General features: G+C 45.1%; 5 protein-coding genes and 1 pseudogene. 3 read left to right on the top strand and 3 right to left on the bottom strand.

The annotated features are described in order from the left end of the window. A pseudogene (locus F6K20_RS19265) lies at positions 1-223 on the bottom strand (ABC transporter substrate-binding protein); the annotation flags it as partial. 1,580 nt (positions 224-1,803) lie between these two features. Between F6K20_RS19265 and F6K20_RS19260 the strand changes: the two are divergent. Then, on the top strand, positions 1,804-3,258 hold the full coding sequence (locus tag F6K20_RS19260; RefSeq protein WP_044492840.1) for an MFS transporter: 1,455 nt from the start codon (positions 1,804-1,806) through the stop codon (positions 3,256-3,258). Positions 3,259-3,396: 138 nt separating this feature from the next. Here the strand turns inward: F6K20_RS19260 and F6K20_RS19255 are convergent, their stop codons facing one another. Both F6K20_RS19255 and ruvB read right to left on the bottom strand, forming a co-directional pair. Further along, positions 3,397-4,218, bottom strand: coding sequence for a tetratricopeptide repeat protein (locus F6K20_RS19255; protein WP_287295682.1), 822 nt, complete (start codon positions 4,216-4,218; stop codon positions 3,397-3,399). A 77-nt stretch (positions 4,219-4,295) separates the two neighbouring features. Continuing rightward, entirely contained in the window at positions 4,296-5,387 is a 1,092-nt protein-coding gene (gene ruvB, locus F6K20_RS19250) for a Holliday junction branch migration DNA helicase RuvB (RefSeq protein WP_287247836.1), read from the bottom strand. Between the two features lie 41 nt (positions 5,388-5,428). Here ruvB and hisF point away from each other — a divergent pair, with 41 nt between their 5' ends. Together hisF and F6K20_RS19240 are read left to right on the top strand one after the other, a co-directional pair. Next, entirely contained in the window at positions 5,429-6,199 is a 771-nt protein-coding gene (hisF, locus tag F6K20_RS19245) for an imidazole glycerol phosphate synthase subunit HisF (protein ID WP_008183030.1), read from the top strand. 126 nt (positions 6,200-6,325) lie between these two features. Next, entirely contained in the window at positions 6,326-6,538 is a 213-nt protein-coding gene (locus F6K20_RS19240; protein ID WP_008183028.1) for a hypothetical protein, read from the top strand. Positions 6,539-6,653: the final 115 nt, after the last annotated feature.

Raw genomic sequence — 6,653 nt, 5'->3', positions numbered from 1 at the left:
CATCCATATATTGGTCAGTGATGACTTCAAACTTGACTTTTATGCCAGGATGTGATGCTTCAAACTCCCTCAGTACCTGCTCAAGGAGCTGTTTTTCCTCCGGGCTGCTCTGCCAGCCGCTGAGGGTCACAGTGGAAATGTCACTGGCGATACTGCGGCTACAGCCAGTTAGGAACAGAATTAGAGATACTAAAATTAGACATCTCGAAAGGATTTGCTTCATGATGATAAGTAAGGACGGCAAGCACACCTCCCCTGGAAAACTTGTTTCCCGTCTGAGGAGGTGGCTATGCACCTAGAAATAATTAGTCAATACAGATGATATGGTTCTTGAGATAACTCGACATCCAAGATGGCTTTCTACAGCTTATTTCTTAAGGTATCCAAGATGGCTTTCTACAGCTTATTTCTTAAGGTGTCCGATCCTTTTTAGCTACCAAAATCTACCAAGGTAGACTTTAGCCCGCCAAGGCAAGATGCTTTCGCATCCAGGGGGTATCTCCGCGCTTCTCTGACGGAATATCCCGCGAGCGCCATAAAAATGTCAAAAAAGTTCGTTCCACCGGGATTTAAGCGCAACTATTTTTACCTTGGTTTTCGGCTTTAATTTAAGTTACATAATAATCCCTGTCGGTGTTACCCTAATTTAAGTCTAACAAATAATCAGAGTTTTTGGTAGACTCTGCGACATTTTATCTAGCTGTTTACTCACCTTATTTCTTAAGGTGTAAAGCTGTTAGTAGCCATATTTATTCGGGTAAAGCTAGCTGTTAGTAGCCAACTTTAATTATTGCTTATCTTTATTATACCACCACTTATCTTTAGCTTTAATTATGATTAACCATGCTCCCCATCGTGGCTACGCTCTTAACTGACTCAACTACGTAAGCCGGAGATCAAGACTATGAAGGCGATCCCGCCTTTTTTTTTCGGTAGCCAGGTAGTGGGAGCTCTTGCGCAGGATCGGTCAGATGAAAGATTTCAGTGAATATACTTAAGTGTATTTTTGTTGCAATATTTTACTTTTTTTGAGATAGTATTTTTAAGGTACCCTGTTGCCCCACGGATAAAAAAGGCAACAGCTGTACTTAGGTCAGTATTGATATGTAGATATTGATATGTAGATATTGATATGTAGATATCGACTCTGACTACATCGGGATTCCTAAACAAGGGAATAGGGCATTGGCGTGATTTTTCCTCATGATCCATGTCTAGCCCCCTTGCTCCCCCGTTAATTGAATAGCGTAGCCTCCGCTGCTATACCCCGTCATGACCATAGCTCTCCCCGTAGGGCATAGCCCTTAGGAAGTAACCCTTAGGGATTATAGAAAAGTACTACTTTTCGTATTTCTAAGGGGTTGGGTGAAGGCTAGAGAATAAGTGTTATTGAAAAGTAGCCCTTCTCGAAAAGTAAGGGTTACCGGAGTGTATAGCAGATGTCGCAGGAGCTAGACCTTACCGGACTCTACCAGGAGTACGGAAGCCTATGGTAGGTCTTCTGCGAGAGTAAGCAAGTCTTACTTCCCTAGTGATGTAAATGGCATAGACTCCTCTTGTAAAACCCCTTTTAGCCGAAGGAGGTTTTACAAGAGGGTATAGGGGGGATTTAAGAGCAAGCCAAGAGGGTTACGCTATGGGCACGCTACGCCCATCAAGAAGGGGGATGCTATAGGGAGGATATGGCATAGGAGTTTCGACCTGCCTGCCGATCCAGTACAGGTGCTACCTGAACCAATACGATTTACTCGTCTCCATCAAATTCGCCATTTAAGTCCTCTCTATCTAGCTACCTGAACCGCTATGCTCAGACTCATATCCGATGTCGCCCCAGAAGCTCCGTCTTTGCCGCGATTGCCAAAGTTGCTCAAGCCCCTAAACAAGGAAGCACGACCGCCGCTTAGCCCTACTGAAAAAATTCCCAAGGGAGAGATTCGCTCTAGCCTGAGGGCTGCCACCCTTGACGGCGTGTTTTCCACCTTCTTCTCCTGTATCACAGCTGAGGTTTTCCTCACTAACTTCTTGCTGCAACTGGGTGCTAGCAACTTTGAAATCGGTATTCTTTCAGGGATACCTCTACTGGCGAATTTTCTACAGCCTATTGGTGCTTATTTATCTGACCGATCCTACAGTCGCCACTGGTTTATCATCAAAACCTTCATTCCTTCGCGACTACTATGGTTATTTGTCCTAGTAGGCATTGGGATGTTCTGCACTGGTCTGGCTCCAGCTCATCATCTAGTGTTGTGCACACTGGCGATTAACCTGATCACTCACATTTTTGGAGCTTTGGGTAGTCCCTCTTGGTCTAGCTGGATGGCGGTGTTAGTTCCTGTTCGCCTGCGAGGGCGCTATTTTGGACTGCGCAATAGCTTTACTAATTTAACCAACCTACTTTGTGTTCCCCTACTGGGATACATTGTTTCTAGCTGGGACGGTGGGCAAGTTCAAGGCTATGGCGTAATCTTGATTTTGGCTATCGTAGCTGGAATACTCAGTCTACTCTTTCAGTTCTTCATGGTAGATATCACTCCTCAGATACCCTCAAAGAAGACTGCCAAGACTGATGAGACTACTGATGAGACTACTGATGAAACCTTAGAGTCTGAGGAGCCGACGCCCTCTGATTATGCTGCCCTATTGAAAGACTCAAACTTCCTAATCTTTGTACTCTACTTTGGATTGTGGATGTTTGCCTTCACCCTCAGCAATCCGTTTTTCAATGTTTATCTGCTCGACAATTTGGGCTTAGATGTGGGTTGGGTAACTCTCTATACTAGTCTGATGGCTGGGGCAAGTTTATTGACGCTGATCTACTGGGGTAAGTTGTCTGACCTGATCGGAAATCGTCCAGTACTAGTGATGGTTGGGATTCTCCTATCCGTGATTCCCTTACTTTGGCTTGGGATCGGCAGTCCAACAACTCTCGCTCTTTGGGTTTGGCTACCCCTTTTATTCTTCGGGACAGGTTCAGCTGCAGCAGCCATTGACCTGTGTGCCAATAACATCCAAATCGAGATATCACCAGCTCATAAACCCTCCACCTATTTTGCAGCAGCTGCAGCATCAGCCGGATTAGGGGGTGCTATAGGTAGTATGTTTGGTGGCTTTTTAGCCGAGTTGCCTCACTTCGGTGGTTTGCCAACATTATTTGCCCTATCAGCAGTGGTGCGATTGGCTACCCTTTTACCTTTGGCATTTGTCCGGGAGCCACGGGGTCGGAACCTCAAACAACTGCTGCTTCGCAAGGGTGCTTGATAATCAATAGTTTAGTCAAGAGTTATGAGTTTAGGGTGCGTTAATAACACACCCTAAAATTATCCTTAAGACCTAAAATTATTGCGTAAGTCCTGAAGTAATGACTCTTGAGAAAAGCTAAGGTGGATCAGGTTAATTTCATTTGAGGTTGAAGAAATTTGCTAACGCCTCAACCATCATTGGTGGCCAACGGCGGACATGCTCTACCCAGTCAAAGTCTTGGTAGCGCTTGTCGAGACCAACGGCTGCCACCCAATTACTCTCAGCTTCCCCCCGTTTTCCGTCAGCCCACAACACAGCTGTTAAAGCAGCTCGCAGATCGGCAAATTGGGGGTATTTTCTGATAGTATTGCGCATAATGCCCATGGCTTCTTTGGTTTCACCAATTTGATAGAGAGCCAGAGCATAGTTAGCATAGGCAAAGGCAAAATTGGGCGCTAGCTCGATGGATTTTTGGTAATTTGCGATCGCTTCTGTCCATTGGCCTAGTCCTGCCTTCCCATTCCCCAAGTTGTTGTAAGCCATGGCATCATTGGGATCAAGTTTTAGCAATCGCTCATAGTCAGCAATGGCATCTTGCCATCGCCCTTGTGCTTCATAGGCGGCACCGCGATTTAGATAAGGGTCAGTGGCTTCTGGTGCTAACTCAATGGCGTGAGTAAAGTCTGCGATCGCATCCTCTAATTTATATTGGCTGACTCTAAGGTTACCCCGATTACTCCAACCGACGGGATTATCTGGTAACAGCTCAATTAGCTGAGTCCAGTAATTTTCAGCAGTTGGGAATTTCCCCTGATTCGTAGCAGCAAATGCCTTTTTCCTTAACTGGTTAATTTGTTTTATCTGAGCCTTAGTCAATTCTGGGAATTGGGTTTGCGCCATTGCTGGGGGTGTGATTATCGTAGCAGCCGATAAAACGACAAGCAGTAAAATCAGTAAAATCCTAATCAAGCGTTTCATATATTATTTCAAGTGAGACCGCAATCTTGATATTCCTTACTACTGACCATTAACTACTAATTACTAACTACTAACTACTACTCATAACCCAAATGTTTCCGAGCTGCTGAGGTGGCGACGCGACCCCGAGGTGTGCGGTGCAGGAAACCAATTTGTAACAGATAGGGTTCATAAACTTCTTCAATGGTTTGAGCATCTTCTCCAGTAGAGGCTGCCACTGCTTCTAAACCAACTGGTCCGCCATTAAATTGTTCAATCATTACCTTGAGTACCAGTCGGTCTGTCCAATCTAACCCCATCGGGTCTACATTAAAGATTTCCATGGCTTGAGCTGCTACATCCTGGTTAATTTGCTCAATGCCTTTGACTTGAGCATAGTCTCGCACTCGCCTCAGAAGTCGGTTAGCAATTCGAGGTGTGCCACGAGACCGACGGGCAATTTCTTCAGCACCGTCTTGGGTTACTGCTGCCTTTAGCAGTTGGGCTGTCCTTGTTACAATTAAACTCAATTCATCGATCTCATAGAAGCGTAAGCGTTGGATCATACCAAAGCGATCGCGTAGGGGTGAGGTTAAGGAACCTACTCGTGTGGTTGCCCCCACTAAGGTAAACTGCGGCAGAGGAATACTGCGGGTCTTGGCACTCTGACCCTTACCAATAGTGATATCCAATCGATAGTCTTCCATGGCTGGATATAGCAATTCCTCTGTCATGCGTGACAAACGATGGATTTCGTCTATAAATAAGATATCCCCAGGTTTGAGATTAACCAGAAGCCCCACAATATCTCGTGGACGCTCTAAGGCAGGTGCAGCAGTAATTTTACAATTCACCTCCATCTCAGTTGCCAAAATTAGGGACATGGTTGTCTTCCCTAATCCTGGTGGTCCATACAACAGCAGGTGATCCATGGCCTCATTTCTGGCTTTGGCGGCTTGAATGCCAATTTCCAAAACTCCTTTGAGTTCTTTTTGTCCGATGTAGTCGGCTAAGCGCTGTGGTCTAATACTCTCTTCCTGATGACCAATTTCCTCAGCGGTAGCCGTTGCTAGTAGTAGGTCACCATCGCTTTGCCTCTGACGGGGTAACCCGCGACCTTTTCGTTTCTTGCTAGATTTGGGTTCTCTATCTGGGTTTTGGTACTTTTGTCTAAAAGACGTTATGGCCATGGGTCATACTTCATCCTTCATACTTCATACTTAGTTTACTTATGCTGGCTAAGAGAATCTTACCGTGCCTGGATGTAAAAGCTGGGCGAGTTGTTAAAGGGGTCAACTTTGTTAATCTTAAGGACGCTGGTGATCCAGTGGAATTAGCACAAGTTTACAATGATGCTGGTGCAGATGAGCTGGTGTTTTTGGATATAACTGCTACCCATGAAGACCGAGACATTATTATTGATGTAGTCTACCGTACAGCCGAACAAGTGTTTATTCCCTTGACCGTGGGGGGTGGCATCCAGTCTTTGGAAAATATTAAATTATTATTAAGAGCAGGAGCCGATAAAGTTAGTATAAATTCGGCTGCTGTACGCAATCCAGACTTTATTAATCAAGCCAGCGATCGCTTTGGTAATCAGTGCATTGTAGTTGCTATTGATGCTCGTCGTCGGGAAGATCCCGATAATCCTGGTTGGAATGTTTATGTGCGAGGAGGACGTGAGAACACTGGTATTGATGCGATCGCATGGGCAAAAGAGGTGGCACAACGGGGAGCTGGGGAACTTCTGGTTACTAGTATGGATGCGGATGGAACCCAGGCTGGGTATGACTTAGAGCTAACGCGCACTATGGCTGAACAGGTGGAAATTCCAGTGATTGCCTCCGGTGGTGCTGGCAACTGCGATCATATTTATCAGGCCCTGACTGAGGGCAAAGCCGAAGCCGCGTTACTAGCTTCCCTGTTGCATTACGGGCAACTGAGTGTATCTGAAATTAAAACCTATTTGAACCAACACCAAATTCCGGTGCGATTGCCATAGTAAACTAATGGATTATTCTTCCGAAAGATTTAAGTTTTGTTGTGTAGTATTAAGTAGTTTAATGGTTTGCAGTGATTTTTATAGCTGCTAAACTAAATATGGATCCAATATTAATTTTTGTAAAAAATGCTGGTGATAATTCTAATATTTGATGTCGCCTTGGTGGCTTGGTCACTGCACCTGATGCAGGAAGCCTTTGATACCCAAGAGTTCTCTCTGATGCTGGCTGGTACCTTAGTAGCCATGTCAGCGGCAGCTATGTTAGTGGTTTATTTTCTGATGAACAGCTGCATGGGGTATATTACCCAAATGGCTCAGTCTCCCAGCGTATTCTACTGATCGAGATAATTTCATTCTGAAACTACTTGACTTAGCTGAGCTATCAAGGTATACTAGGTAATGGAGTATAAAATTACGGGGTTATAGCTCAGTTGGTAGAGCACCTCAATGGCAA

Source organism: Moorena sp. SIO2C4, from assembly GCF_010672485.1.
GTDB classification, from domain to species: domain Bacteria; phylum Cyanobacteriota; class Cyanobacteriia; order Cyanobacteriales; family Coleofasciculaceae; genus Moorena; species Moorena producens.
The sequence above is the reverse complement of the archived record's forward strand: the minus strand, read 5'-3'. Positions and strand labels throughout refer to the sequence as shown.